Source organism: Flavobacterium zhairuonense (assembly GCF_004352915.1).
In the GTDB taxonomy this organism is placed as follows: Bacteria; Bacteroidota; Bacteroidia; order Flavobacteriales; family Flavobacteriaceae; genus Flavobacterium; species Flavobacterium zhairuonense.
The window spans coordinates 60,128-85,106 of sequence record NZ_SJSY01000075.1; the positions used below are offsets into that span (position 1 = coordinate 60,128).

Consider the following 24,979-nt stretch of genomic DNA (forward strand, 5'->3'; position numbering starts at 1 on the left):
TTTGAATTTTCAAAAAGGCTTAAAATATAAGGTTGGAAAAAATTACTTTTTCGATAATTTAGATAGAAGTCTTAAGAATTCAATATACAACCAAACTAATGTGATTACTAATCCCATAGCTCCGTACCATTCCATGAATTTAGGCATTCTTTGTTGCGCTCCTTGTTCAATTTGATCGAAATCTAAGAATAAGTTTAAAGCAGCGATTACAATAACAAAAACACTGATTCCAATGCTTATCATTGAATTTCCGTAATGAACAGGAGTGAAATTGAAAATTAATGAAGCAATCCAAGAAATTAAATAGTAAGTTGCGATTGCCAATGTAGCTGCAACTACAACCGATTTAAATGTTTCGTTAACTTTTACAATTCCAAATTTATACAAGCCTAAACAAACTAAAAAAGTCACTAAAGTTGCACCAACAGCATTGATGACGATTCCAGGATACATGGCTTCAAAAATTGCAGATATTCCTCCAATGAACAAACCTTCAAATAATGCATAGCCAGGTGCTAAATATGGAGAATATTCTGGCTTGAAAGCTGAAATTAATACTAATATCAATCCAACAATTGCGCCGCCCATTGCAGGCAACATTATGTTCATTCCATTAAAAGCCATCCACCAAGTTACCATGGCAGCACCAGTAAGAATTAAAAATAAAATAGCTGTTTTGTTAATTGTACCAGAAACAGTCATTTCTTGATTGTAATCAATAATTTGTGCTTCGTGTACTTCTTCAGCTCTTGAAACAGCATTTGATGAAAAACGTTTGCTGTTTAAAAATGGATTTTTTGAATTGAAAGCCATAGTTTAAATACATTTAGATGAACTCAAATATAGGAAGTTTTTTTTAAGTCTATTAGTTTGAATAGAAATTTTTAACATGAATTTTTCTTGAAAAAATAAGGCCAAAAAAATGTCCATCAAAAGCAATTCTTAATGGACATTATAATATCTTTTGAAAAATTTTAATTCAATAAATCTAAAACTAAAGAAGGGAATAAACCTAAAACAATGTTTAAAGTAATTGAAACAACTGCGACCGCATAAATTAGGAATGGTTTTCCTGTACGCTCTTCGTTTGGTTCTTTTGAATACATTGCTAATATTAGTTTGAAATAATAACCAACACTGATAATAGAGTTAATAACAGCAACAATAACTAATGCAATATAACCGGATTGGATGGTTTGGCTGAATAAGAATAATTTAGCAAAAAATCCAGAAAAAATTGGAATTCCGGCCATTGACAATAATGATCCAGTCAAAATTGCAGCCAAAAGTGGATTTGTTTTTCCTAAACCGTGGAAGTTTGTAATATCTTCGTTGTCTTGATTTTTGCAAACATATAAAATAACACTAAATGCAGCAATTCCGGCTAATGCATAAGCAGCAGCATAGTACAATAAAACTCCAGCAGAAGTTGCAATAGTCAAAAATGTCATCAACATGAAACCTGCATGTGAGATTCCTGAAAACGCAAGCATACGTTTTACATTTACTTGACGTAAAGCCATTATATTTCCAACCGTCATAGAGGCGATTGAAATGATAACAATGATATGCTCAAATGTTCCTAAAAGATCTTGGTTTTCTAAAGACGGAATTAAATTTAATCCTGCTACCAATTTATAAAGTGTTGCAACTGCTACAACTTTAGCCAAAGTACTCATTAAAGCAGTTGTCAATGCAGGAGAACCTTCATAAACATCTGGAGCCCAGAAATGAAATGGCACGGCGGCAATTTTGAAAAACATTCCGATTGTCATTAAAACCATCCCGATTGGAAACCAGATTGGCAATTCAGCAGATAGAGAGCTTTCATAAATTTCAGTTACATCAAAAGTTCCCATAGCTCCATAAATCAAACAGATACCGAATAAAATGATTCCTGATGCAAAAGATCCCATCAAGAAATATTTCATCCCCGCTTCATTACTTTTTATGTTCAAACGATCACTAGCTGCAAGAATATATAATGCAATTGACAAGATTTCGATTCCTAGGAAAAACATTGCCAAGTTTCCGAAAGAAACCATAGCGACAGCTCCAGCTAATAAAAATACTTTTATAGCAATATAATCAGAGATTTTTGTTTGATGATTTTCGTAGAAATTGTGACTCAACGCTACAAGGAAAATGGTCAAAATAATAAACAACGATGAAAATGCAGTAGAGAACTTGCTTACCACAATCATATTGTTATAATAACTTGCTGTTGATCCAAATTCATAATAGTTAAGTGCCAAAACTCCCAATAAACCTAAAATGGTAAACGGAACAATGCCTTTTCTAAAATTTAGAATTTCAAACAATAGGCAAAAAATACCCAATCCTGTTATAGCTATTAATGTATTCATTTTTGTTTTTTTGATTTAGGAAATCTAAAACGCCCTAATTTATTTTATTTAAAATATATTTTTATTTTTTAGAAGATTAACTTTTCAAGTATCAGATTAAATCTGCAATCAAAAATCGTTAACCTGTATTCTAAAACCTTAATTTTTATTGATAACGTTTAAAATCGTTTCTAAACTTGGTGTAATCAAATCTGTTATAGGTTTTGGATAAAATCCAAAGAAAATCAAAACAGCAATAATAGCTACCATTGAAACACCTTCGTTAAGCGTAACATCAGCAAAAACTTTTGAATTTGTTTCTCCCAACATCACGTTCTGAAACATTTTAAGCATATAGTAAGCTCCCAAAATAATAGTTGTTCCACCAAAAACAGCAAACCAAATATTGATTTGAGATAAACTGTATAATACTGTAAACTCTCCAACGAAGTTAAACGTAGTTGGCAAAGCGACCGAAGCAAGAACCAAAATTAAGAACATTGAAGTAAATTTTGGAGACTGCGTACGGATACCGCCTAATGAAGCAATTTCTCTTGTTTCGAATCTTCTATAAATAATTTCAGCAGCATAAAACAATCCGACTACTACAAAACCGTGAGCGATCATTTGTAAAACAGCTCCACGTAAACCATCAACTGTCAAAGTGTAAGTTCCTGCAGCAATTAATCCAACGTGAGCTAAAGATGAATACGCTAATAATTTCTTTAAATCTTTTTGTCTCAAAGCTACAATTGATCCGTAGATAACTCCAGCAATTCCTAATACAATGAAAATATCCATGTATTCTCTTGCAGCCAATGGTGCAATTGGCAATTGCCAACGAATTACACTGTATAATCCCATTTTAAGCATGATACCAGATAAAAGCATTGTTCCAACAGTTGGTGCTTTTTGGTAAACATTTGCTTGCCATGTGTGGAAAGGAATAATTGGAATTTTGATTGCATAAGCTAAAAAGAAAGCTAAGAATATCCACAATTGCTCATCAGCAGAAAGATTTAACTTGTATAAATCTTCAATTAAGAAACTGCCAGCTTTTTGGTATAAATAAATAAAAGCGACAAGCATAAATAATGAACCTGCAAGTGTATAAATAAAGAATTTAACCACTGCTTTTCTTCTTTCATCAGCATCGCCATTACCCCAAATAAGCGCAATAAAGTAAATAGGAATAAGTGCTAATTCCCAGAAAATATAATATAAAAGACCATCTGCAGCAAGGAAAGTTCCTGTCATTGCAAATGCCATAAATAAAATTAATGCGTAGAATGCCTTAGCATTTTTATATTCATTTCCAAAAGAAGAAAATATAATGATCGGTGTTAAAGCTGCTGTCAATAAAAGCATTGCAAGAGCTAATCCATCAGCATTTAAGGCAAATGAAATTTTAGGTTGTGTAATCCAGCTGTTGATTACGCTGATATTTTCGCCAGCACAAAAATTATTCAATAATACAATTGAACATCCTAAAGCTGCTAAACTAAAAAGTAATGCAACTTTTGAAGCTAGTTTGTCACCAGAAAAATAAGTGGCAAATGCACCAATTAAAAGTATAATTAATATAGTAGAAACGTTCATAGTTATAATATTATTGAGCTAAAAATATATAGGAAACAATTGCACAAAGTCCTAAAACAAAGGCAAAAAGATATAATCCGATACTTCCTGTTTGTAATTTTTTTCCTTGAAATGATAATTCATTCACCACTTTGCCTAATCCAAAAACAAGTGCAGATAAACCAGTTTCAACATAATCTCTAAAGATTTTTGATAAGCCGTTTACAGGACGTACAAATACAGCATCATAAAGTTCATCAACATAGTATTTGTTGTAAAGAACTTTTGCTACACCAGTGATATTTTCGTCGCTTTCTGGTACATTGTCTTGTTTAAAGTATTTTATATAAGCAATTAAAATTCCTAGTAGTCCACCTAAAACTGCAACACCCATTAAAGTATATTCAGTAGTTCCTAAGTGGTGTTCTTCGCCAGCCACTTTTGTGAAAAGAGGAGCTAAATATTCATTCAACCAGCTGTTTCCTGGCAAACTGATTAATCCACCAAAAGTTGCTAAAATTGCTAAAATGATTAATGGAATTGTAATTAATGCGCCACTTTCGTGTAAATGATGTTTTTGCTCTTCAGTTCCTCTAAATTCTTTGAAGAAAGTTAAGAACATTAATCTGAACATATAGAAAGCCGTCATAATTGAAGCTACAGATCCAACAACGTATAACGGAATACTGTGGTGGAAAGCTGTCAATAAGATTTCATCTTTAGAAAAGAATCCTGAGAAAAATGGAACTCCAGAAATGGCTAATGAAGAAATCAACATCGTCCAGAACGTAATTGGCATTGCTTTACGCAATCCACCCATGTTACGCATATCTTGTTCTCCATGTAATCCGTGAATCACAGATCCAGAACCTAAGAATAAACAAGCTTTGAAGAAAGCGTGTGTTATTACGTGGAAAACAGCTACTTCATAAGCTCCAAATCCTAATGCTAAGAACATTAATCCTAATTGTGAGACTGTAGAGTAAGCCAATACTTTTTTGATATCATTTTGTACTAAACCAATGGTAGCTGCAACTAACGAAGTGATCGCTCCGATTACTGCAATTACAGTTTGAACATCAACTGCTAAATCAAAAACAAAGTTTAATCTTGTTACCATGAAAATACCAGCAGTAACCATTGTAGCTGCGTGGATTAAAGCAGAAACGGGAGTTGGACCAGCCATCGCATCAGGTAACCAAGTGTATAATGGAATTTGAGCAGATTTACCACAAGCTCCAATAAATAAACATAAAGCAGCTAAAGAAAGTAATGATAGATCTAAGTTAGCAGCTCCAGCAATTGCTGTTTTTAAAGTTGCATAATCTAATGTTGAGAACATCGATCCAATGATGAACATTCCGATTAATAAACCTAAATCTCCAATTCTGTTCATAATGAAAGCTTTTTTTGCCGCATCATTGTAATCTTGGTTTTTATGCCAGAATCCAATTAATAGGTAAGAACAAAGTCCAACACCTTCCCATCCGATGAAAAGAACTAATAAGTTGCTTCCAATTACAAGCGTAATCATAAAGAATACGAATAGATTCAAATACGCAAAAAACTTGTGCATATTCTCATCATCATGCATGTAACTGATAGAGTATAAGTGAATCAAAGATCCAATTCCGGTTACGAAAAGTAACCAAAGAACAGATAATTGATCTAATAAAAATCCAAGATTGATTTTTAAGTTGCTAATTTGAATCCAATCAAATAAAGTAACTTCAATTGCTTTTCCAGTTGAAGTAATTTGATTAAAAAGTACAAGAGTAACGACGAAAGAAATTGCCACAGCCACAGTTCCAATTGCTCCTGCAACTGTTTTTCCAAGGCTCTTTCCAAAGAAAACATTGATTAAAAATCCTAAAAAAGGAGTTAATACTAATAGTAAAGCTAAATTAATATCCATTTCTTTTTATCCTTTTAAATTTTTTAAGTTATCGATACTAATTGAGCCAATGTTTCTGAAAATAGAAACCAGAATCGCTAATCCAACTGCAACTTCGGCAGCAGCAACGGCCATCGAAAAGAATACGAAAACTTGCCCCTGTGCATCTTGATGATAAGTCGAAAAAGCCACAAATAAAAGGTTAACTGCATTCAGCATAATCTCGATAGACATAAAAACAATGATAGAATTTCGTCTGTATAACACACCAAAAACACCAATACAAAAAAGTACAACACTCAAAAAGATGTAATTTTCAATACCTATTTGATTTAATATATTACCCATTACTTATTTAATTTTTCTTTTTTAGACAATAATACAGTTCCAATCATTGCTACTAAAAGTAAGACCGAAGCAAATTCAAATGGCACCATATATTCGTTCAATAATATTTTACCCAAGACTTTAATCGATTGGAAATCTTCTCCTGTTGAATCGTAATCTCCTACAATTGGTTTAGAGTTGATGAAGATGGCGATCAAAACAATAACAATCAAACAGAATGAAACAATCGCACCCAAGCGTGTAATTCTTGGTCGGTGTACATCTTTTTGTTCATTTAAGTTCATTAACATGATCGTAAACAGGAACAAAATCATAATTGCTCCAGCATAAACGATTATATGAACAATTGCTAAAAATTGCGAGTTTAATAATAAATAATGACCACCAATCGAGAAGAAACAAATCACCAAGTAAATAGCGGAGTGAATTGGGTTTCTGCTAAAAATAGTCAAGAAAGCAGTAATTACGGTAATAAACGCTAAGATACAAAATATCACTCCTACAGGAGTTGCGTTTGCAAGATCTGGAATGTGTATCATTAGTTAGCGTTATTAAGTTGTGAATTTTTCAAAGCCATTTCTAAAGGCATAACAAGTTTGTCTTTTCCAAAAATGAAATCTTCTCTATCGTAGCTTGCAGGAACTAAAACTTTAGATTCTGTCAAGTAAATTGCATCTTTCGGGCAAGCTTCTTCGCACAAACCACAGAAGATGCAACGAAGCATGTTGATTTCATAAATCTCAGCATATTTCTCTTCTCTGTATAAGTGTTTTTCATCTGCTTTACGTTCAGCCGCTTTCATAGTGATCGCTTCTGCTGGACATGATAAAGCGCATAATCCACAAGCAGTACAGTTTTCACGACCTTGTTCGTCACGTTTTAGCATATGCTGACCACGGTAAACAGCACTTCTTTCACGTTCTTGCTCTGGGTAATGAATTGTAGCCTTTTTTCTGAAAAAGTGTTTAATGGTAATCAATAAACCTTTTACAATTGCCACAAGATACAATCGTTCCAAAAAAGTCATGTCCTTGTTTGACACCACTTTTTTTCTACCCGATAATGATATAGTTTCTATTGACATTTTTACTATTATAATTTATGATTTAAAATCTGAGAAGTCAAATTCAAATCTATTTTGTTTTTTATTTGAAGCTGATGACGGTTATTAGAATCCTAAAGCTGCTGCGATATCGTGTCTTAAAATAACAGCGCCCGTAATCATAATATTAACAATCGAAAGCGGAATTAAAATTCTCCAGCCTAAGTTCATTAATTGGTCATATCTAAATCTTGGAATCGTCCAACGTACCCACATGTAGAAGAATATGAAGAAACATATTTTTACAAATAATACAGCAATTCCTAATAAGTTAGCAGTATTTACACCAACATTTTCTACCATCCATTGCATTCCAGGGTAATTGTATCCTCCAAAGAATAAAACAGAAATAATAGTTGCTGAAATAAACATACTTGCGTATTCGGCAAATAAATAGAATCCCATTTTCATAGAAGAATATTCAGTATGGTAACCTCCAATTAACTCACTTTCACATTCAGCTAAGTCGAAAGGTGTTCTGTTGGTTTCAGCAAAAGAACAAATTAAGAAGATTAAGAATGATAATGGCTGATAAAAAACATTCCAGTTCATTCCTTGTTGCTGTAATGACATTTCTTTTAAGCTCATTGTTCCAGTCATCATCAATAACGCAATCATTGACAATCCCATCGCAACTTCATAAGAAACCATTTGAGAAGCAGCACGAACTGCTCCCATTAATGAGAATTTATTGTTAGAAGCCCATCCACCAATCATGATGCCGTAAACTCCAACAGAAAGAACTCCGAAAATGTATAATAAAGCAATGTTTACATCAGTTGCTTGAAGAATTATATCTCTTCCAAAAAGATGTAGTCTGTCTCCCCACGGAATTACAGCACTTGTCATTAAGGCTGTACTCATGGCGATTGCAGGTCCTACAACGAATAAAAATCTATTTGGCGTGTTTGGGAAAAACTCTTCTTTAGAGAATAATTTCATACCATCAGCAAGCGGTTGTAATAAACCTCCCCATCCAGCACGGTTTGGCCCAACACGATCCTGAAGGAAAGCAGCCACTTTACGTTCTGCCCAGGTAGAATACATCGCCATAATCATAGTTACCGCAAAAACGACAACGATAACAACACTTTTTTCTATAATAAATGCACTTTCCATTTCTTACTATTTTTGGTCTTTATCAGTTAATGGAATTGATGCCATACTAATCTTTTTACGGTCAATATCTCTACCTAAAAGAATGTTCTTTTCAGTATCGATTTCAACTTTCTCTAATTTTTGAGTATAGTTGTTTTGGTTGATAACAGAATCTTTTTCAAATTCTCTTGGTCCTTCAATAACCCAGTCGTTCACATCTTTGTGATCAAAACGACAGCTGTTACAGATGAATTCTTCAACTTCGTGATATTCATCTTTACGACCAGTTACACGCTGAATTTCACCACCAAACATCCAAACGGTAGTTTTACCGCAACATCCTGGAGTTGTACATTCTCTGTGTGCATTGTAAGGTTTGTTGAACCAAACTCTTGATTTAAAACGGAAAGTTTTGTCTGTTAAAGCTCCAACCGGACAAACGTCAATCATGTTTCCAGAAAACTCATTGTCGATTGCTTTAGAAATTCCAGTTGAAATATTAGCGTGATCTCCACGGTCTAATACTCCGTGAACTCTGTTGTCTGTCAATTGATCTGCAACTTGTACACATCTTTGGCATAAGATACAACGGTTCATATGTAGTTGAATATTTGGGCCAATATCTTCGGGCTCAAATGTTCTTTTTTCTTCAATAAAACGTGATTTCGGGTTTCCGTGCTCAAAACTTAAATTTTGAAGATCACATTCTCCGGCTTGATCACAAATTGGGCAGTCTAATGGGTGGTTGATCAATAAAAATTCTGTTACAGATTTACGGGCTTCCATAACTCTGGCAGAAGATTTACTGTTTACTTCCATTCCGTCCATACATCCTGTTACACAAGATGCCATTAATTTTGGCATTGGTCTAGGGTCAGCTTCACTTCCTTTCGAAACTTCAACTAAGCAGCAACGGCATTTTCCGCCACTCCCTTTTAATTTTGAGTAATAGCACATGGCTGGAGGCACCAAATCTCCACCAATCATACGTGCAGCCTGCAGGATCGTTGTTCCTGGTTCTACGTCTATACTTTGACCGTCTATGGTTACTTTCATCTCTTTATTTTGTTTTTTTAGTTTCAGGTTTCAGGTTCCACGTTTTCACTTGAAACTAAAAAAACTTGAAACTTTAAACTATTTTAAACTTTTTTGTTGAAAGTCGGAATATTGAAAAGAATTGCTGTCCTTTTTAACATTATGAACTTTTTAACTTTCTGCTTTTTATTTTTATACGATTACTTTACCGCCTACTAAATGCTTCACTTGAGAAAAAGGTTCAGCAACAAAGTGATCTCTATTTTTGATTTTTTCAGGGAAACGAACATGATATTCGAATTCATCTCTAAAGTGACGAATCGCTGCAGCTACTGGCCAAGAAGCGGCGTCACCAAGTGGACAAATTGTGTTTCCTTCAATTTTGCTTTGAATGCTCCACAACAATTCGATATCTTCTTCACGGCCTTGACCGTTTTCAATTCTCCATAAGATTTTTTCTAACCATCCAGTTCCTTCGCGGCAAGGTGTACATTGTCCGCAAGATTCGTGGTGGTAAAAACGAGCAAAGTTCCAAGTGTTTCTAACGATACAAGCAGTGTCATCATAAACGATAAATCCTCCAGAACCTAACATAGATCCAGTAGCAAAACCACCATCACTTAAAGATTCGTAAGTCATTAAACGATCTTCACCATTTGCTGTTTTGAAAATTAATTCAGCTGGCAAAATTGGCACAGAAGAACCTCCAGGAACAAATGCTTTTAATGGACGGCTTGAAGACATTCCTCCTAAATATTCATCAGAATTCATGAATTCATCTACACTTAAACCTAATTCAATTTCGTAAACACCAGGGTTTTTGATATTCCCTGAAGCTGAAATTAATTTAGTTCCAGTTGAACGGCCAACACCAATTTTAGCATAATCATCACCAGAATTGTTTACAATCCAAGGCACAGTAGCAATAGTTTCAACATTGTTTACAACCGTTGGGTTTGCCCAAAGACCAGAAACCGCAGGGAAAGGCGGCTTAATACGAGGATTTCCTCTTTTACCTTCCAATGATTCGATCAATGCTGTTTCTTCTCCACAGATATATGCTCCAGCTCCACAATGAACGTGAAGTTCAAGATCATAACCTGATCCTAATATATTTTTTCCTAACCATCCGGCAGCTTTTGCTTCGGCGATTGCTCTTTCTAAAATTTTGAAAACCCACATATATTCTCCACGGATGTAGATATATGAAAGGTTGGCGCCTAAAGCGTAACTAGAAGTAATCATTCCCTCGATCAATAAGTGAGGAATAAATTCCATCAAATAACGATCTTTAAACGTTCCCGGCTCCGATTCGTCGGCGTTACAAACTAAGTGTCTTGGTTTTCCTGATTTTTTATCAATAAAGCTCCATTTCATTCCGGCAGGGAAACCTGCACCTCCACGTCCACGAAGACCTGATTTTTTTACTTCCTCAGTTACTTCGTCTGGTGTAAGTGTTTTTAAAGCTTTTTCTACAGAAGCATAACCGCCATTTTGACGATAAACCTCGTAGGTTTTAATTCCAGGAATATTGATTTTATCTAATAATATTTTTTGTGACATCTTATTTATCGTGTAATATTATTTTATCATCTCTACAATCAGCGATTAACTGATCGATTTTTTCTTCTGTCAATTTCTCTTTGTAGAAATCTCCCAACTGCATCATTGGAGCGTATCCGCAAGCGCCTAAACATTCTACTCCGGCAATAGTGAACATTCCATCAGGAGTTGTTTCACCCATTTTAATGCCTAATTTTTCAGAAGTGTAATCCATTAAATTTTCGGCACCGCTTAAACAACAACAAGAAGTTTGGCAGAATTCAAACATGTACTTGCCAATTGGCTTTTGGTTGAACATCGTATAAAAAGTAACCACTTCATAAACCTCAATCGGTTTTATCTGAAGAATCTCAGCAACTTTATCTTGAAGTTCAATACTAAGCCAGTTGTTGTGTGCATCCTGAACTTCATGTAAAACAGGCAATAAAGCCGATTTTTGTTTGCCTTCAGGATAATGACTGATTAATTCATTGATGCGTGTCATCAATGCTTCGGTCATGTTTATTTCTTGTTTGTAATGTTTACGTTCCATTTTTATTTTAGATTTTAGATTTTAGATTTTAGATTTTTTCAAATCTTTATCTACAATCCGTATTCTGCAATCTTTGTTTTAGTTTTAGATTTTTCAATCTGAATTCTTCAATTCTATATAAGTCTAGATTTTCAATCTAAAATTTTTTACGCGTCTAATTCTCCTGCAATTACATTTAAACTTGATAAAATAACAATTGCATCAGAAAGCAACGCACCTTTAATCATTTCAGGATATGCCTGATAATAAATAAAACATGGTCTTCTGAAATGTAATCTATATGGAGTCCTACTGCCGTCAGTAGCTAAATAAAAACCTAACTCTCCATTTCCACCTTCAACAGCATGGTAAATTTCTGCAACTGGAACAGGAACTTCTCCCATTACAATTTTAAAGTGATAGATTAAAGATTCCATATTATTATATACATCTTCTTTTGGAGGAAGGTAATAATCTGGAACTTCGGCATGGTATTCATTTCCTGCCGGCATTTTATCCAAAGCTTGACGAATAATGCTTAAACTTTCCCAAACTTCAGCATTACGAACACAGAAACGATCATAAGTGTCTCCTGATTTTCCAACAGGAACAATAAAATCGAAATCTTCGTAAGATGAATAAGGTTGAGCAACACGAACATCATAATCAACTCCTGCAGCACGCAAGTTTGGACCTGTAAATCCGTAAGCCATTGCTTTTTCAGCTGAAATGGCACCTACGTTTACAGTTCTATCAAGGAAAATTCTGTTTCTTTCGAATAAGTTTTCGAATTCTTTCCAAGCAACTGGAAATTCTTCAAGGAAAGTTTCTATTTTTTTGAAAGCTTCTGGAGACCAATCTCTTTCAAATCCACCAATTCTTCCCATATTTGTAGTCAAACGAGCTCCACAAATTTCTTCGTAAATCTCGTACACTTTTTCTCTAAATTGAAAAACGTATAAGAAACCAGTATACGCACCAGTATCTACACCAAGAATCGAGTTACAAATCAAGTGGTCTGTAATACGAGCAAGCTCCATTACAATTACTCTTAAATATTGCGCTCTTTTTGGAACTTCAATACCCAAAAGTTTTTCTAGAGTCATCCACCATCCCATATTATTAATAGGAGAGGAGCAATAGTTCATACGATCTGTAAGAGGAGTAATTTGGTAAAAAGGACGATTTTCAGCGATTTTCTCAAATGCTCTGTGGATGTAACCCACGGTTGGTTCAGCTTCAAGAATTCTTTCTCCATCCATTAATAAGATGTTTTGAAAGATACCGTGTGTAGCTGGGTGTGTAGGGCCTAAATTCAGAACAGAAAGTTCGCTTCCGTCTTCATTGTGTCGCTCCTTAATTATTTTAGCATAACGATGCTCTGGTGGTAATAATAGTTCTGACATTTTATAATGTTGAATTATTTAGCAATTTGATACTGTTCTTCCGAAGAATCTGTCGTCTTTATCAGTTCTTCCGCTGTCTTCCATTGGGAATTCTTTTCTCATTGGGAAAGACACCATTTCGTCCATATTCAAAATACGTTTCAATTGCGGATGACCAATAAAATTGATTCCGAAGAAATCGTAAGTTTCTCTTTCCATCCAATTTGAACTCAAGAAAATATTTGAAACAGATTTTATTTCAGGTTTTTCACCATTTAAATAAACTTTGATTCTGATGCGTTTATTTTCAATCCAGTTGTGCAGGTGATACACTACAGCAAACTGGCGCTCTAGCTCATTGTCTGGATAATGAATCCCGCATAAATCTGTTAAAAAGTGAAATTGTAAGTCAGCATCATTTTTTAAAAATAATATTAATGCTGTGATTTTGTCAGCCGAAGCTTCTAAAGTAAAAATATCTCTTTCTTGATGAAAGCTAAAAACATCATTATTGAATGTTTCTACAAGTTTATCTTGGATCAGGGTATTTTCTAAAGCCATTTTATGAGATATTATATGAAGCTAATAATTCTTGGTATTCTGGAGAGCTTCTGCGTCTAACAGATTCGCTTTTTACCAATTCCTGTAATCTCATTACACCGTCAACAATTTGTTCTGGTCTTGGAGGACATCCTGGAACATATACGTCAACTGGAATTACTTTGTCAATTCCTTGAAGGACAGAGTAAGTATCGAAAACCCCTCCTGAAGAAGCGCAAGCTCCAACAGCAATTACCCAGCGAGGTTCAGACATTTGTTCGTAAACTTGTCTTAAAATCGGGGCCATTTTTTTTGAAATAGTCCCCATTACTAAAAGCATATCAGCTTGACGAGGAGAGAAACTCACACGCTCTGAACCAAATCGTGCCAAATCGTAATGTGAAGCCATTGTTGCCATGAATTCGATACCACAGCATGAAGTCGCGAAAGGAAGCGGCCATAATGAGTTAGCTCTTGCTAAACCAACAACATCATTAAGTTTTGTGGCGAAGAATCCTTCACCAGTAACTCCTTCTGGCGGTGCAACCATATTTACTTTTGAATCGCTCATTTTTATTTTAGATTGTAGATTTCAGATTTTAGATTTTTGATCTTGAAACCGAAATCAATATTTTAAAATTCAATATTGTATTTTGAGATATTATTTTCAAATCTAAAATTCTAAATCAATTTAATTTAAAATCTAAAATCTGAAATCTAATATTCTTTATTCCCACTCTAAAGCTTTCTTTTTGATGATGTAAAAGAAACCAACCAAAAGCAAAGCCATGAAAACAATCATTTTTAGCATTCCTTCGATGCCAAGATCTTTAAAGTTTACTGCCCAAGGGTAAAGGAAAATTACCTCTACGTCAAACAATACAAATAAAATCGCAACTAGGAAATATTTTACCGAAAAAGGAATACGTGCATTTCCAACAGATTCGATACCACACTCGAAGTTTTTGTCTTTCACTTCAGAGGTTCTTTTTGGGCCTAATTTTCCAGAAATAATTATTGTTCCTACTACAAAACCAACTGCTAGAACTAACTGCATTAAAATTGGAATGTAACTGTATTGATCAGATTGCATAAACTTAGGGTTTTTACTTAAAGAATAAGCCACAAAGATAACTTTCAACTATGTAAATCACAAACTAAAGGAGTATATAAGTATGTTCAGAATATGCGTTTATGCCTAATTTTTATTGATTATAAATAAGGTGGTGTTTTTTTAATATTTTTTTAAGAAATAAGCAAAAAAAAACGTCCCGATTCTTCGGGACGTTTTTAAAACCATTCAGAGGCAAAAAAAATAAATTGCTATATTTTTCTTAGATTACTGCTACTTTAGCAGCAACTTTCCCTTTTCTTCCTTCTTCTTCTTCGTAGCTTACACGGTCACCTTCGCGTAATTCTTCCGCGTTAATTCCTGAAGCGTGAACGAAGATGTCCTTTCCTGTTTCTTCGTCTGTAATGAACCCATAACCTTTAGATTCATTGAAAAATTTTACTGTACCTGTACGCATTGTAATTGTAATAATAATTTATAATAAAGCAAATGTAACATATTAACTAATACAAAAGACATGTACGTGTTAATTTTTTGTAAAAATTATTGATTTACAGTGTTTTTACGTGGTTTATTACATCAAAATGCTAATAAAATAGGATAATTTGAGAATCATTAATTGTAAGAATATGCAAAAAGGTATATTGTAGGAATTTTATAATTTATAAATGTAAATTTTGCATTTAAATTTTTACTTAAAAAAGATAAAAAAACGCCGATTGGTTTTTTTCAATCGGCGTTGGTATTTTGAATATTTTGCAAAAAATTATGCGATATCAACTTTAATACGAAGTTCTTTCAATTGTGCATCATCAATTGCAGCAGGCGCATCGATCATTACATCACGTCCTGAATTGTTTTTAGGGAAAGCAATAAAATCTCTGATTGTTTCTTGGCCTCCTAAAATTGCAACTAATCTATCCAATCCAAAAGCTAAACCTCCGTGTGGCGGTGCTCCAAACTGGAAGGCATCCATTAGGAAACCGAATTGAGCTTTAGCTTCTTCTTCAGTAAATCCTAAATATTTAAACATCAATTGCTGTGTCGCTTTATCGTGAATACGAATAGATCCTCCGCCAATTTCGTTTCCATTCAAAACCATATCGTATGCGTTTGCACGAACTTTTCCTGGTTCTGTTTCCAATAAAGCCATATCTTCTGGTTTTGGAGAAGTAAATGGGTGGTGCATCGCATGGTAACGACCGCTTTCTTCGTCTAATTCTAATAATGGAAAATCTACAACCCATAATGGAGCAAATTCTTCTGGATTACGTAATCCTAAACGAGTTGCCAATTCCATACGAAGTGCAGAAAGTTGTGCGCGTGTTTTGTTTGCAGGACCAGAAAGTACAAAAATCATATCTCCAGGATTTGCTTCTGTTACTTTTGCCCAATTTGCCAAATCATCATTATCGTAGAATTTATCTACAGATGATTTGTAAGTTCCATCTTCATTGCATTTTACGTAAACCATTCCAGATGCACCAACTTGCGGACGTTTTACCCAGTCAATTAATCCGTCGATTTCTTTACGAGTATAATTTCCTGCTCCCGGAACTGCGATTCCAACTACTAATTCTGCCGAATTAAAAACCGGGAATTCTTTGTGTTGTGCAAATTCGTTTAACTCGCCAAATTTCATCCCAAAACGAATGTCTGGTTTGTCATTTCCGTATGTTTTCATAGCATAATCGTAGGTAATTCTTGGGAATTTATCTACTTCAATGCCTTTAATTTCTTTTAATAAATGTCTTGTCAAACCTTCAAAAACATTCAAAATATCTTCTTGTTCAACAAACGCCATTTCGCAGTCAATTTGAGTAAACTCAGGTTGACGGTCAGCACGTAAATCTTCGTCACGGAAACATTTCACAATTTGGAAATATTTATCCATTCCACCCACCATCAAAAGTTGTTTGAAAGTTTGTGGAGATTGTGGCAAAGCATAAAACTGACCTTCGTTCATACGACTTGGTACAACGAAATCTCTTGCTCCTTCTGGTGTAGATTTGATTAAGTAAGGCGTTTCAACTTCGCAGAAATCTAAATCAGATAGATATTTACGAACTTCCATCGCTACTTTATGACGGAACAATAAACTGTTTTTTACAGGATTTCTTCTGATATCCAAATAACGGTATTTCATTCTGATATCTTCTCCACCATCAGTTTCATCTTCAATTGTAAATGGAGGAGTTAATGCCGAATTTAGAATCGTTAATTCAGAAACTAAAATTTCGATTTCACCAGTCGGAATGTTTTTGTTTTTTGCTTCACGCTCAATAACAGTTCCTTTTACCTGAATTACAAATTCACGTCCAAGAGTTTTTGCCAATTCAAAAACAGTTTTATCGGTACGACTTTCGTCGAAAATAAGTTGTGTAATTCCATAACGGTCGCGTAAATCAACCCAATTCATAAATCCTTTATCGCGTGATTTTTGAACCCAGCCCGCAAGTGTAACTTCGGTATTAATATTTGAAGCGTTTAATTCGCCGCAATTATGACTTCTATACATGATCTCAATTTTAGACTGCAAAAGTAAATACAAAATTCAAGATAATATAGTAAAGTGATAAACTTGATGCTTAGAAATTTGAAATATTTTGTTAATTCTGAAATTTCGAAGCGGTTATTTATTTAGATTTGATTCACTAAAAACAAATTTTAATATCTATGAAAAAACTTTTTGTTGCAGGAATATTGATTTTTAGCGCCCTGAATGTTATTGGTCAAGCGAAAAATCAAATAAAATTTACGGCTAAAATTGCTAATCGAAATAGTGACACCCTTGTGATTAAGGCAAGAAATGGTTTTAAGCAAGTGATTCCTATTGATAAAAAAGGGGTTTTTGTTGCAGTTTTTGATGCTCCAAAAGGGTTTTATGTTTTTTCTGATGGAACTGAATCGTCAAACTTGTATCTAAAACCAAATTCTGAAATTAACTTAACAATGGATGCCAAAGAATTTGATGAAACTATTGTTTATAAAGGGAAAGGTATCAATGAAAGTAATTTTCTGGCGCAACAGGCGTTGAAAGACGAGAAATTTCAGAACGAGGCTTTTAATAAAGAAGCGAATGAATTTACTGCTCTTTTAGAAAAAAAGAAAAAAACAGATAATGAAAATTTGGAAAAGGGAGATTTTGATCCTGAATTTAAAACGGCATTAAAAAATAGTTTTGAAAGTTTTAATCAATATGCGTCTGCGGAATATGAAAGAGCATCGAAAGCAAAGAGTCTGATAGGGAAGCCTTCACCTGAATTCGATTACGAAAATTTTAAAGGAGGAAAAACAAAACTGGCTGACTTAAAAGGAAAATATGTTTATATAGACCTTTGGGCTACATGGTGTGCGCCATGTAGAGCTGAAATTCCATACTTGCAAAAAGTGGAAGAGAAATATCATGGAAAAAATATTGAGTTTGTGAGCATTTCTATTGATAAAGAAAAAGACAATGAAAAATGGAAGAAGTTTGTAGTAGACAAAAATTTGGGCGGTGTTCAATTATTTGCTGATAAAGATTGGACTTCTGAGTTTGTTGTGAACTATGGAGTTACTGGAATTCCGAGATTCATATTAATTGATCCTCAGGGAAATATTGTGAATTCTGATGCTCCAAGACCATCAGATCCAAAACTTGTTGAGCAATTAAATGCATTATTGAACTAATTTATTTACGAAATCGATAACGTTATCGCAATATTCTGATTTTCATAAAACACCAGCAAAACCAGTGCCTGAGCGCTGGTTTTTTTGTTTTGAAGAAATTTCCAATGTTAAGTTTTTATTCAATGTTACCAAATTGTTAAGCAAAAGTTTTTTTAATGTAAACAATTGACTATATTTGATAAAGATTTCTTAACATTAATACCTACAGATATGAAAAAGAGTGTAATTTTAGCTGCGTTATTGTTCTCTGGAATGTTAGTTGCGCAGGAAGCAAAACCTGAATTAGAAGCCGTTGGAAACAAGGTAAAAGCTACTTATTACTATGAAAATGGGAATGTGCAGCAAGAAGGCTTTTTTAAGGATGGCAAGCTTGATGGTGTTTGGGTATCTTATGACGAAAAAGGAAATAAAAAAGCCGTTGGAGAATACGCAGACGGAGTGAAAACTGGAAAATGGATTTTCTTTACTGAAGACACTTTAAAAGAGGTAGCTTATGTAGACAACAAAGTTAGTTCGGTAAAAAATCTACAGAAAAATGCTTTAGCAAACAGAAATTAATTGATTTCGACAAATTATAAAAAAACCGTCTCGTTTTTTAACGGGACGGTTTTTTTATGTTTTTATGTTTTGATTTTTTGCTGCGTCCAAACCAGATTATAAAACCGGTAATCGGCAAGGCAGAAGCAAGCAGGCTGACGGTAAAAGCGATAATCTTTCCGGACAAATCTAGAACTTGTCCTGTATGGATTCCGTAGTTCATTTCAACGACTTGGAGTCCTAAAGTTTTTTTGTCAAAAGTCTGGCTCTTGATCAATTTTCCGCTTGACGGATGAAAATAATAATTGCTTTGCTGATCATAGCGTAACGTGTGAGGATAAGCGCCCGTGCTTACAATGTCTCCTTTTTGTTGTGGAATCATGACAAAAAACATCTCGGCTTTTGGTTGTAGTTTTATGGTTTCTACAAAAGCTTTGTCAATTGCATCAACAGAATTTGTTTTGAATTTAGTGCTATCAATTGTAGGTGTTTTTGTTTCCGCGGCTTTATCTCCGCCAAAATTGAAGGTTTTGTAAATCCCATCGCCAACCCATTCGTAGGTGAAAGTTAAACCTGTAATTGCTAGAATCAGCGCAATCAGTGCAATGTAAAATCCAGAAGTATTGTGCCAGTCATAATTTACACGGCGCCATTTGGCATTCCATTTAATGGTAAAACTTCTTTTAATATCGCTTTTTCGTTTTGGCCACCATTGAATAATTCCTGAAATCAACAATAAAATAAAGATTATCGTTGCGCCACCAATAATATGTTTTCCAATATAATCGGGCAGAAGCAAATACAAATGAATGTATTCAACGATGATGAAAAAATCGGTTTTTGGATTTTCGGTTTTTAAATATTGCCCTGTGTACGGATTGAAATAGAGGTATAAATTTTCAGTATCGGAATAAGTGTAAACAATAGCTGACCGATTTTTTCCGTAATAAGCAACCATACTGATTTTGTTCTTCGGAACAATTTCTTTGGCTTTTTCTTTTAAAGCAGAAGGAGGAAGGAAAGACTTGTTTTGAGGTTCAATCAAACGCCATTCTTTTCGAGTTATGTCTTTTATTTCGTCATGAAAACAGAAAATACAGCCTGTAATGCAGACAATAAAAACAATAAGCCCGGAAATTAATCCGAGCCATTTATGCAGAAAACGTATTTTCGTTTTGAATCCCATTTTTTGATTAAAAGCGTAAAATTATGCTCAAAATTCATAAGGGACAAATAATTCTAATTATTTTGCGAGAGAGTAAAGTAAAGAGTGATTGTCGAAAAGTATAAATCTTGGCAAGTCGTTAGGTTTTATTTCAAGCAGATTCCGCAGATTGAGCAGATAGTTTTAAAATAAATCTGCTCAATCTGCGGAATCTGCGAGAGAAAAAAAAGAAAAACTTTTTAAGAAACTGTTTGTTTTGGTTTTAAATGATATGCAGTATAAAGCGATATCGATGCTAGGAAAATCCAGAATACATCAATGAAGAAAATCTGAATTTTGTTTTCCATGAATGAAGTCCAAAACCAATTTCCAGAAACAATTCCGTTAGTAATTGGAATTAGGAATCCTAAAATACTTCCTGAAATCAGGCAGAATTTATTGGTAAAAGCATCATTCTTTTTGATGATAAAAAAGATTGTAAGCAATAACCATCCGCCAAAATAAATTGTAAATAAATTAGACTGACTTAAAGGATAAAATATTTTGCTTCCAATAAAGGCCAAAGCCGTAATTGGATACATGCTTAAACAGATTGCTAAATAAATTCGGACAACTGCAGAATTGAAACGTCTTTTCTTTTCAGGGAGATTATTTTTTTGTCTGGCTACTAGCCAAATCATGACTCCAGAAATGATCACAAAACAAGTAATGATTCCTAAAATGAAACTTACTATTTTTAATGCATATCCGCCGTAATCGCCGTAATGAATTCGGTATAAAACATTCTTTACAACATCTAGATAACTAGTTTGTGTAACTGGGTTTTTCTTCGCAACTTCTTTTCCATCGGCAATTCGGTAAACCACTTTTCCGTTACCGGTAAATTTTTTGTGATTCAACATTTCACCTTCAACTAAAACATGCATGTTGGCGTCGCCATAATTTTGGATAAAAACACGCGTAATTTCAAAATCAGCCCAATTGCTTTTTGCTTTTGTAACAAGTTGATTAATATTGAAAGGATTGGCTAATTTTTTATTTTCAAATTTATAATCGGCATCTGTATATTCCAGTTCTTTATATAATTTGTCCTGATCACCGCCGTACAATGCCATTACAGCAGGTGCAACGATTAAAAGTTTGATCATAAAAAAAGCTCCAGTAACAGCATAAATAAATTGAAAAGGAAGACCAATCATTCCTAAGGCTGTGTGCGCGTCTGTCCAAAGTGTTTTTAGTTTTTCTTTTGGACGGAACATATAAAAGTTTGATACAATTTTGTTCCAATGAAGCAAAACTCCTGTTATAATGGCGAACAAGAAAAACAAAGCCGTAAATCCTGAAAGATAATACCCAACAGGATATGGAATTTGAGCAAAGAAATGCAAACGATATAATAATTCTCCTAAAGAATAAGATTCTTCGTAAGTATAGGATTTGAAATTTTTATTGTCTAAATAAAAAAACGAACCTTCTTTTTGTTTGGCTGGAGCCAAAGTATCTTTGGTTCCTTCCATATAAATGGCAACTCTGTCTTCTATTGAAGGTTTAGAGATCGTAATATTTCTTCCGTGTAAAATATATTTTTTGTCAAGATGCTGTAGTGCATTGTTGTAATCTAACTGAATTTCTTTTGTTAAAGCTGTAGATTCACTTCTTTCCCAATTGATGATTTCATCTCTAAAAAAAGAAAAAGACCCAGCGAAGAAAATCACAAAAAGAGCAACACTGATGACAATACCGCTGACAGTATGTGTATGAAAATAGATATTATAATGACGGTTGTTCATAGGTTAGTGCGCCGTTTGATTATAGGTTTGACCCAAGTAGATAAAAAGACAAAATAGAAGACTTAAAAAAATGTAAATGAGCCAGATTTTCAAGCCACTTTTAGCCAAAAAAGCAATGACCATCAATGCGACCCAAAGAATAAATCCGCTGAAAGCCATTGTGATCAATACATTTGCACGATTGAACCAAGCAGCTAAAGCCAGATGAAAAGTGACAGATACAAAGTAACCTCCTAAAATCGCTGCTGTAATTTTGAGAAAACGAGGCAAAAAAGCCGGAGTTAAATATTTTGGATTTGCAGGCATAAAAATTAAGAAAGTTTAGTTGTAATAGAATTCCAAAATAGCAACAAAAACAAGCAATGCTAGAAGTGCTTTACTGTTTACTTTTTTTAATGGAGTCAGAATAATAATTAGACTTCCAACAGTCATCAGCTGAATAAAAAACATTAATGTTCCACAGCCTAAAGATTTTGTAAAAAGCCACATGAAATATGCCGCAGCCAATAGAAATACTCCAGTGATTTTAGTTTGTTTTGGATTTCGCTGCATCCATTTTTCAAACCCTAAATCATACGATAAAGTGGCTCTTTTTGAGGTGTAATAAAGCGTGTAAAAAGCTAAAAAAACGACAAGACTGGCAATTGTTATCATAATTTCGGGAATTTAAAAAACACCTTTCTGAACAAACAGAAAGGTGTTTTTGTTTGATTTTTTATTAGAACTTATAAGAGAAACTTGCGGCGAAAGTTCTAGGATCTTTTGGATGAATTGTTGACCATCCGTCATAGATCTCTTTGTTTGCGATGTTGTTTAACTTAAGTGTAATAGCAAATTTTTCTGTACTGTAAAATAAAGAAGAGTTAAGTTCTGTATATTCTGGAATTGTAAATGTCCCTGAAACAGATCTGTTCATGATTTTGTTGTCTCCAACATAGTTTCCACCAAATCCTAAACCAAATCCTCTTAGTGTTCCGCTAGTAAATTTGTAGCTAGCCCATAAGTTTGCCAAGTTGTAAGCTCCAGCACTTTCTGGTCTGAATCCTACAAAGTCAGCATCTCCTTGTGTTAAAGTAGCATCATTGTAGCTATAGCCAAGAATAATGTTTAAACCTGTAATTGGGTTAGCGATAAATTCAGCTTCAAAACCTTTGTTGTGCTGTCCGCCGTCTTGGTAGTTCGTTACATCAGTTGCATTTGGTCTTACGCTGTACGCCATATTCGAAACTTTAATATCGTAGTAGCTTAAAGTAGCGTATAGTTTATCTTTAAAAATATTCAATTTTGTACCAAATTCGATTTGGTTGGCGTGTTCAGGATCAAAAGTAACAGGAGTTCTTACTGTTCCATTTACATTTTCGCTAGGAGCTACGTTTGAAAATCCGTTCATGTAGTTGGCGAAAATCGATACCTTGTCGATAATAGGTTGGTAAACTAATCCGAATTTTGGAGAGAAAGATGTCTGGTTATAATCATCAGTATCTGTTGAAACGTCACCGCTGTTCATAAAACGATCCGCACGTAAACTTACCATTGCAGAAAAAGCAGGAGTGAAGTTAATTACATCTGAGAAATAAGCACTATAAACTTCTTGTTTTGTTTTGTTGTTGTTTCTTGGAGCATTTCCAACAATTGCATCAGATCCAGCTTTTGTCAAATCTCCTGTATCACCGTTTGAAGGCCCAAAAATGGCATTAAATGCTGCTAAATTATCTCCGACATAAACATAGCCATTTCCAAAATAGCCTGTACCACGATCAAGACCAACTCTGTTATAGTAATCTAAACCAACTACAAGTCTGTTTCTCAAACTTCCGATTTTAAAATCACCAATAAAATTTTGTTGGATATCAAAAGTTGTGTTTTTGTTGTCTTGGTAGTTGAAGTATCTTGCCAATACAATTCCGTCTCCAGGCTTCATTGGTGTATAAGCAGTTCCTTCATATAAATAAGCGTAATTTCCAGTTGACTTAGCGTTGCTTGTAGAGAATATAGTTTGTGAAGTCCATTGGCTAGAAAGCTTATAATTCATTTGCGCCTGAATGTTGTAAGAAGGCGTTTTGATTGTCAATTCGTCGCTTGTGTAAGAACGTTTGTTGTCGTATTTTAATTCAGCGATATTGTGAACTCTTAAAGGGTTTCCTCTGTCTAAAAACAACATTGTTGGGTTTGTTGTTTCATTAGTCATGAATTCTGTATTCACCAAGAATGATAACTTGTCGTTCACTTCATAAGACAAGGATGGAGCGATAAAAAATGACTCTCTAAAACCAGCGTCTTGAAAAGTATTTTGCTTGTTGTAAGCCGAATTAATTCTAAAATTAAGTGTTTTTTTGTCGTTAAGAGAGGTGTTAAGATCTACAGTTGCGCGATTCAATCCATAGCTTCCAACAGTGTAATTTACATCACCGCCAAATCCTTTGTAAGGTCTTTTTGTTGTTGTATTGATCAATCCACCATATGAAATTAAGCTGCTTCCGAATAAAGTTCCAGAAGGTCCTTTAATAATTTCAACTCTGTCAATGTTTGCAGGATCTAAACTTCCATTTGTCAAACCTGGAACACCATTTACAATAGTAGCTTGAACTGGAAATCCTCTTAGAGAGTAGTAACTTGCACCGTCACCTCCACGTCCTGTTGAAGCCCAAAGTTGCGTAACACCAGGAGCATTTTTTAAAGCATCATCAAATGTAGTAACTACTTGTTCTTTTAATACGCTTCCGGTAATTGTTGTATAAACTTGAGGGTTTTCAAGATTTTTAAGTGGCAATCTTGAAACTTGTTGGTTGTCTTTGCGTACAAAACTATTTTTGCGACCATTTACAACTATTTCTGTTAATTCTTCTGAATTTGAAGTAAGGTTTACATTTTCAGTTAACTCTTGTCCTTCAGTAACAGTAATCTTTTTTTCTGTTGTATTATAACCAACTGCTGAAACTTTTAAAGTGTAGCTTCCTGGCTTAACATTTTTGATTTTGTAATTTCCTTGATCATCTGTAATTGTTCCAAACCTTGTGCCTTTTAAAGCTATTGAAATGCCTTCAGGAGATTCATTATTATTTAAAGATATTTTGCCCTTAATAGTTGCTTTTTCTTGCGCAGATAATGTTGTGCCTGTCAATAAGAAAAAACAAAAAGCTAAAACAGAAATTGTAAATTTTAATTTCATTTTTATTTAGAATTAATTTTAATAGTGCAAATTTAAGTGTTGAACACCAACTATACAAGCTATTTTTATTTATTCTAAATAATTCTTTTTTAAAGGGTAAAATTTACATTTATGCAAAAAATTAACATCTTAAGCTAAAATTAAGACAATCTTAAGCAAAAAAAACCTGTTCAAG

Annotated in this window: 24 protein-coding genes; 2 read left to right on the plus strand and 22 right to left on the minus strand. The window is 34.0% G+C overall.

All coding sequences use genetic code 11. The features are described 5' to 3' along the window. Window positions 1-42: 42 nt before the first annotated feature. The 17 genes from EYY60_RS16860 to aspS all read right to left on the minus strand — a co-directional run bounded on the left by EYY60_RS16860 (window position 43) and on the right by aspS (window position 16,989). Window positions 43-813, minus strand: a complete 771-nt coding sequence (locus EYY60_RS16860) for a Bax inhibitor-1/YccA family protein (RefSeq protein ID WP_132990482.1) — start codon at window positions 811-813, stop codon at window positions 43-45. Between the two features lie 161 nt (window positions 814-974). Then, window positions 975-2,366 carry an NADH-quinone oxidoreductase subunit N gene (locus EYY60_RS16865; RefSeq protein ID WP_132990483.1) on the minus strand — a complete coding sequence of 464 codons (1,392 nt, stop codon included), beginning with the start codon at window positions 2,364-2,366 and terminating at the stop codon, window positions 975-977. Window positions 2,367-2,504: 138 nt separating this feature from the next. Beyond that, window positions 2,505-3,944: a complex I subunit 4 family protein gene (locus tag EYY60_RS16870; RefSeq protein ID WP_132990484.1), complete on the minus strand. Its 1,440-nt coding sequence runs from the start codon at window positions 3,942-3,944 to the stop codon at window positions 2,505-2,507. A gap of 10 nt (window positions 3,945-3,954) precedes the next feature. Then, the gene (gene nuoL, locus EYY60_RS16875) at window positions 3,955-5,838 is read right to left on the minus strand and encodes an NADH-quinone oxidoreductase subunit L (protein ID WP_132990485.1); all 1,884 of its coding nucleotides are present in this window, start codon (window positions 5,836-5,838) and stop codon (window positions 3,955-3,957) included. Between the two features lie 6 nt (window positions 5,839-5,844). Continuing rightward, window positions 5,845-6,165 carry an NADH-quinone oxidoreductase subunit NuoK gene (nuoK, locus tag EYY60_RS16880; protein ID WP_012023318.1) on the minus strand — a complete coding sequence of 107 codons (321 nt, stop codon included), beginning with the start codon at window positions 6,163-6,165 and terminating at the stop codon, window positions 5,845-5,847. Further along, a complete protein-coding gene (locus EYY60_RS16885) occupies window positions 6,165-6,704 on the minus strand; it encodes an NADH-quinone oxidoreductase subunit J family protein (protein ID WP_035108238.1) in 540 nt (179 codons plus the stop codon). The genes nuoK and EYY60_RS16885 overlap by 1 nt, the downstream gene beginning before the upstream one ends. Continuing rightward, on the minus strand, window positions 6,704-7,249 hold the full coding sequence (locus tag EYY60_RS16890; RefSeq protein WP_132990486.1) for a NuoI/complex I 23 kDa subunit family protein: 546 nt from the start codon (window positions 7,247-7,249) through the stop codon (window positions 6,704-6,706). Before EYY60_RS16890 ends, EYY60_RS16885 begins: the two co-directional genes overlap by 1 nt. 84 nt (window positions 7,250-7,333) lie before the next feature. Further along, window positions 7,334-8,386: an NADH-quinone oxidoreductase subunit NuoH gene (gene nuoH, locus EYY60_RS16895; protein WP_132990487.1), complete on the minus strand. Its 1,053-nt coding sequence runs from the start codon at window positions 8,384-8,386 to the stop codon at window positions 7,334-7,336. Between the two features lie 6 nt (window positions 8,387-8,392). Continuing rightward, on the minus strand, window positions 8,393-9,421 hold the full coding sequence (locus EYY60_RS16900) for a 2Fe-2S iron-sulfur cluster-binding protein (RefSeq protein WP_132990488.1): 1,029 nt from the start codon (window positions 9,419-9,421) through the stop codon (window positions 8,393-8,395). Window positions 9,422-9,592: 171 nt separating this feature from the next. Beyond that, window positions 9,593-10,963 carry an NADH-quinone oxidoreductase subunit NuoF gene (gene nuoF / locus EYY60_RS16905; RefSeq protein WP_026727112.1) on the minus strand — a complete coding sequence of 457 codons (1,371 nt, stop codon included), beginning with the start codon at window positions 10,961-10,963 and terminating at the stop codon, window positions 9,593-9,595. Between the two features lies 1 nt (window position 10,964). Next, window positions 10,965-11,495, minus strand: coding sequence for a complex I 24 kDa subunit family protein (locus EYY60_RS16910; RefSeq protein ID WP_132990489.1), 531 nt, complete (start codon window positions 11,493-11,495; stop codon window positions 10,965-10,967). A gap of 146 nt (window positions 11,496-11,641) precedes the next feature. Continuing rightward, a complete protein-coding gene (locus tag EYY60_RS16915) occupies window positions 11,642-12,880 on the minus strand; it encodes an NADH-quinone oxidoreductase subunit D (RefSeq protein ID WP_132990490.1) in 1,239 nt (412 codons plus the stop codon). Window positions 12,881-12,898: 18 nt separating this feature from the next. Then, a complete protein-coding gene (locus EYY60_RS16920) occupies window positions 12,899-13,420 on the minus strand; it encodes an NADH-quinone oxidoreductase subunit C (RefSeq protein ID WP_132990491.1) in 522 nt (173 codons plus the stop codon). A gap of 1 nt (window position 13,421) precedes the next feature. Next, complete coding sequence (locus tag EYY60_RS16925) at window positions 13,422-13,970, minus strand: NADH-quinone oxidoreductase subunit B (protein WP_026727108.1); 549 nt, start codon at window positions 13,968-13,970, stop codon at window positions 13,422-13,424. A gap of 156 nt (window positions 13,971-14,126) precedes the next feature. Further along, the gene (locus EYY60_RS16930; protein ID WP_026727107.1) at window positions 14,127-14,492 is read right to left on the minus strand and encodes an NADH-quinone oxidoreductase subunit A; all 366 of its coding nucleotides are present in this window, start codon (window positions 14,490-14,492) and stop codon (window positions 14,127-14,129) included. A gap of 241 nt (window positions 14,493-14,733) precedes the next feature. Continuing rightward, window positions 14,734-14,928, minus strand: coding sequence for a cold-shock protein (locus EYY60_RS16935; protein WP_007137066.1), 195 nt, complete (start codon window positions 14,926-14,928; stop codon window positions 14,734-14,736). A 309-nt stretch (window positions 14,929-15,237) separates the two neighbouring features. After that, on the minus strand, window positions 15,238-16,989 hold the full coding sequence (aspS, locus tag EYY60_RS16940; RefSeq protein WP_132990492.1) for an aspartate--tRNA ligase: 1,752 nt from the start codon (window positions 16,987-16,989) through the stop codon (window positions 15,238-15,240). Between the two features lie 158 nt (window positions 16,990-17,147). Between aspS and EYY60_RS16945 the strand changes: the two genes are divergently transcribed. Next, window positions 17,148-18,143: a TlpA family protein disulfide reductase gene (locus tag EYY60_RS16945; RefSeq protein ID WP_132990493.1), complete on the plus strand. Its 996-nt coding sequence runs from the start codon at window positions 17,148-17,150 to the stop codon at window positions 18,141-18,143. 210 nt (window positions 18,144-18,353) lie between these two features. Continuing rightward, window positions 18,354-18,701, plus strand: a complete 348-nt coding sequence (locus EYY60_RS16950; RefSeq protein WP_132990494.1) for a toxin-antitoxin system YwqK family antitoxin — start codon at window positions 18,354-18,356, stop codon at window positions 18,699-18,701. A 37-nt stretch (window positions 18,702-18,738) separates the two neighbouring features. Here the strand turns inward: EYY60_RS16950 and EYY60_RS16955 are convergent, their stop codons facing one another. The 5 genes from EYY60_RS16955 to EYY60_RS16975 all read right to left on the minus strand — a co-directional run bounded on the left by EYY60_RS16955 (window position 18,739) and on the right by EYY60_RS16975 (window position 24,804). Further along, on the minus strand, window positions 18,739-19,866 hold the full coding sequence (locus EYY60_RS16955; RefSeq protein ID WP_132990495.1) for a PepSY-associated TM helix domain-containing protein: 1,128 nt from the start codon (window positions 19,864-19,866) through the stop codon (window positions 18,739-18,741). Between the two features lie 218 nt (window positions 19,867-20,084). Further along, the gene (locus EYY60_RS16960; protein ID WP_132990496.1) at window positions 20,085-21,635 is read right to left on the minus strand and encodes a PepSY-associated TM helix domain-containing protein; all 1,551 of its coding nucleotides are present in this window, start codon (window positions 21,633-21,635) and stop codon (window positions 20,085-20,087) included. A 3-nt stretch (window positions 21,636-21,638) separates the two neighbouring features. Next, window positions 21,639-21,941, minus strand: a complete 303-nt coding sequence (locus tag EYY60_RS16965) for a hypothetical protein (RefSeq protein ID WP_132990497.1) — start codon at window positions 21,939-21,941, stop codon at window positions 21,639-21,641. Between the two features lie 15 nt (window positions 21,942-21,956). Beyond that, on the minus strand, window positions 21,957-22,289 hold the full coding sequence (locus tag EYY60_RS16970) for a hypothetical protein (protein ID WP_132990498.1): 333 nt from the start codon (window positions 22,287-22,289) through the stop codon (window positions 21,957-21,959). Between the two features lie 64 nt (window positions 22,290-22,353). Then, window positions 22,354-24,804 (minus strand): TonB-dependent receptor, encoded by a 2,451-nt coding sequence (locus EYY60_RS16975; RefSeq protein WP_132990499.1) that lies wholly within the window; start codon window positions 24,802-24,804, stop codon window positions 22,354-22,356. Window positions 24,805-24,979: the final 175 nt, after the last annotated feature.